We start from the raw sequence: 4,156 nt of genomic DNA on the forward strand, positions 1-4,156 counted from the left end.
CTCCAACCCGGACGACAACACCCCCCCCCCCCCCCCCGGCCCCGGGCGGTACGGCGCCGCAACGGCCCCCACGCGCGACGGCCGGGTCGGCGCCCCCCACGACCCCCGCCTGATCCGCGACGCACAGGCTGCCGCGGATCACCTGAAGACGCTGCTGCCCTGACGTGAGCTGAAGGGGACTTTCCTCGCAGGGGATGCGAGGAAAGTCCCCTTCAGCGCTGGGTGGGGAAGTCGCCGAAGAGGGCGCCCTGCTCACCCCAGCGCTTCGACGGCTTTCCCGGCCGGGCGAGGCCCGCGGCCATCGCGACGGCGTTGTCCCATTCCGGATCGACCAGGTAGTCCCGCTGCTTGAGGACCCCGGGCGCCCAGCGGTGACGTCCGGTCGGCGCGCGCAGCGGGTCCGGGAGCCAGTGGTCGCCGCCGAGGACGAGCACCCCGTGCGGATCGGGTTCGGCCGCGAGCGCGCCGATGCCGCCTTCGGGAAGATAGCCGTCGCCGAGCAGCTTCCCGGACGTCACCTGGTGCCGCCACGTCGTGACACCGCCGCCGAAGATGTCCGTTCCCCGGCACAGCGCCCGCCACCGGCCGTCGAGATCGCCGAACAGCGCCGCGAGCGATTCCGGCGGCAGCAGCGCGGGAAACGCGCGCTGGTAGCCCCACTGCAGCGGCGAACCCGCGGTGAGCAGGCCGATCCGCTCGAGATCCTCGTCCGGCAGTTCGCCTGCCAGCCGCGACGCGGCGAGCACGGCGAGCAGGCTGCCCAGGTTGTAGCCCGAGAGCACGACCCGGGTGTTCGGCTCGGCGAGATGGTCCTTGACCCGGCTCGTGAGTTCCGGCACCACCTTCAGCGCGTAGCACGGCGGGACGGTCGGATGCGCGGCGCGCGGCCAGAAGCACACCAGGTCCGCGAGCGCGCCGAGGTGCCTGCTGCGCTGCGGGCTCTTCGCCGCGGTGTAGACCACGCGCAGCAGCCCGGCCGCCAGCGCGGCGAGTGCGAACACGCCGATCGTCGACAGGGGCTCGAACCAGCCGGGGTTCAGGCGGAAACCGAAGCGCACCACCAGGAGCGCGATCCCGCCCGCGGCCATCGCCAGCGCGACGGTGAGTGCCAGATGGTGCAGATGACGACGTTCCCACGCCGATCGCGCCCACGCCGACGCGGCGTCCGCCTCCTGTTTTTCGTCCAGCTCCATCAGTTCCACGACCGCGGGGACGCCCCGGCGGCGACGGCGCAGCGGGACGGCGATCGCGAAGCCGACGACGCCGAGCACGACGGCCAGCACCAGCCCGCCGCCCCACAGCACGGTGATCAGCCGGTAGGTGTCGGGAAGCCGGAGCCCGTCGGCGCCCGCCAGCTTCCGCACCACCCCGGCGAGCCCGGCGCCGAAGCCGCCGCCGAGCAGCCCGGCGAGTGCGAGCACCGGTGCGGCCGTCCAGCCACCGACCCACGGACGCAGCCGCCGCGGCTGGTCCTTCCAGGTGCGCCGGGCCAGCAGCGCGGCGGGAATCAGCGTCACCGCGAACAACACGGTGACCACGACCTGCGCGGCGCCGAGGCCTTCCACCGTCGGGTCCGTGCCGGGCAGGCGGTGCCCGCCCGAAGGCAGGGGCAGCGCGCGGACCGCGGCCACCACGACGACCAGCACCGCGAAGGAGAAGAAGGTGCGGCGCGCGAGCGGACCGGCGTCGGTGCCGATCGTGACGGTCAGGATCGAGGCGAAGACCAGCGCGAGGGCACAGATCCACACGACGATGTCGAACGGCGCGTCCGGTACTCGCAGCGGCCCGCCGACCAGGGGCAGCGCGACGGAGGCCAGCGCGGCGACGGTGTGCATGACCCGCAGGCCCGGCGTGTCGGGGTCGGTGCGCAGCCGGAGCGGCCCGGACCGGCGTACGCCGTCCGGGGCGTGCACCTTCCAGTTCGCCGACGAAATCCGGTGCAGCACCAGGATGATCACGAACAGCGGCAGCACCCCGATGGTCACGCGCAGCAGGGACGACTCGCGCAGCCACGACGGCGCCGAGGGGATACAGCCCGAGCCGGGGGCGAGACATTGCGTGGCGACGAGGTCCAGCGCGGTCGCGGAGAGCTGGCTCACCAGCAGCATCGTCAGCAGCAACGCGGCGATGCGGAGCAGGCCGCGGCACAGCGCGCCGAGGAACGCGGCGAACCGGCTCCCCGGCGGCACCGGTGGCAGCATCCAGAACGCGACGTTGGCCAGCGAGAACGGGAACAGCAGCGCCCACGTCGCCTTCGCCGCGCCGCCCGAGGTCATCCCGCTCCAGAGGTACCCCTCGAGCGTGCGGGGGATCGACCGGCCCAGCGCGGGCAGCACCGGCCCCGGCGCGGGGCGGCGCAGCCGGTCGGCGGGCCGGATGACCCTGCCGAGGCCGTCGCCGGCGACGTCGACCGTCGCGACCGAGTCCAGCAGGCTTTCGCCACTGGTGCCGACCAGCCCTGCGACGCGCAGTTCGACGATGCGGGTGTCGGGGCCTGGCAAGGGCACGGCGGGGGTCTCCTCAGCGTTCCAACTAGCGTCAAGGCGACAACGGTAGTGTTCGGATGTCGTCGAGTCTTGGAGGAACCGCCACTATGACCCCCGAAAGCGTTGCCCAGCGGCACCAGACCCGTAATGGCATCGAATTCGCCGTCGCCGACCTCGAAGCCGCCGAGTTCGGCCGCAAGGAGATCCGCCTCGCCGAGCACGAGATGCCCGGTTTGATGGCGTTGCGCCGGGAATACGCCGAGGTCTACCCGCTGCGTGGCGCGCGTGTCTCGGGCTCGCTGCACATGACGGTCCAGACCGCGGTGCTCATCGAGACGCTGGTCGCGCTCGGGGCCGAGGTGCGGTGGGCCTCCTGCAACATCTTCTCCACCCAGGACCACGCCGCCGCCGCGGTCGTGGTCGGCCCGCACGGCACGCCCGAAGAGCCCAAGGGTGTCCCGGTGTTCGCGTGGAAGGGCGAGTCGCTCGAGGAGTACTGGTGGTGCACCGAGCGGATGCTCACCTGGGACGGCGACGGCCCGAACATGATCCTCGACGACGGCGGCGACGCCACCATGCTCGTGCACAAGGGCACCGAGTACGAGAAGGCTGGCGTCGTGCCGACGCCGGACGAGAACACCTCGGACGAGTTCCGCGTGTTCCTCGAACTGCTGCGTGCCTCCGTCGCGGCCGATACCGGGAAGTGGACGAAAATCGGCGAGGGCATTCGCGGCGTCACCGAGGAGACCACGACCGGTGTGCTCCGGCTCTACCAGCTCGCCGCCGCCGGTGAGCTGCTGTTCCCGGCGATCAACGTCAACGACTCGGTCACCAAGTCGAAGTTCGACAACCGCTACGGCATCCGGCACTCGCTGATCGACGGCATCAACCGCGGCACCGACGTCCTCATCGGTGGCAAGGTCGCGGTCGTCTGCGGGTACGGCGACGTCGGCAAGGGCGCGGCGGAATCGCTGCGTGGCCAGGGCGCACGGGTCATCGTCACCGAGATCGACCCGATCTGCGCGCTGCAGGCGTCGATGGACGGCTACCAGGTCAAGAAACTGGAGAACGTCCTCGACGAGGCGGACATCATCATCACGACCACGGGCAACAAGGACGTCGTGATGGCCGAGCACATGGCGCGGATGAAGCACCAGGCGATCCTGGGCAACATCGGGCACTTCGACAACGAGCTCGACATGGCGGGCCTGGCGCGCTACCCGGGTGTCCGCCGGGTGAACATCAAGCCGCAGGTCGACGAGTGGGTCTTCCCCGATGGCAAGAGCCTCCTCGTGCTGTCCGAAGGCCGTCTGCTGAACCTGGGCAACGCCACCGGGCACCCGTCCTTCGTGATGTCGAACAGCTTCGCCAACCAGGTGATCGCGCAGATCGAGCTGTTCACCAAGCACGAGGAGTACGACAAGGAGGTGTTCCGCCTGTCCAAGAAGCTCGACGAGAAGGTCGCGCGGATCCACCTCGAGGCGCTGGGCGGCGAGCTGACCAAGCTCACCAAGGAACAGGCCGAGTACATCGACGTCGACGTCGAGGGCCCGTTCAAGTCCGACCACTACCGCTACTGACGCATCGCGCGGGGCGGGTGGGGAGGTATTTAAGGGGGGCTGCTAAAATAGAAAACGAACCAACATATCGAGCGTCAATAGGGTCTGAGC

The 4,156-nt window shown here is 70.6% G+C and carries 2 protein-coding genes; one reads left to right on the forward strand and one right to left on the reverse strand.

The window, feature by feature from the left end; translation table 11 throughout:
- Positions 1-212: 212 nt before the first annotated feature.
- Entirely contained in the window at positions 213-2,501 is a 2,289-nt protein-coding gene (locus ACFWY9_RS38810) for a hypothetical protein (protein WP_378329358.1), read from the reverse strand.
- Positions 2,502-2,593: 92 nt separating this feature from the next.
- Here ACFWY9_RS38810 and ahcY point away from each other — a divergent pair, with 92 nt between their 5' ends.
- Entirely contained in the window at positions 2,594-4,066 is a 1,473-nt protein-coding gene (ahcY, locus tag ACFWY9_RS38815; protein ID WP_378329317.1) for an adenosylhomocysteinase, read from the forward strand.
- The last annotated feature ends 90 nt before the right edge of the window (positions 4,067-4,156 follow it).

This window comes from Amycolatopsis sp. NPDC059027 (assembly GCF_042739735.1).
Taxonomy (GTDB): domain Bacteria; phylum Actinomycetota; class Actinomycetes; order Mycobacteriales; family Pseudonocardiaceae; genus Amycolatopsis.

Coding starts and splice junctions, on each gene's coding strand:
- ahcY (WP_378329317.1), top strand. CDS start 2,594: ATGACCCCCGAAAGCGTTGCCCAGCGGCACCAGACCCGTAATGGCATC.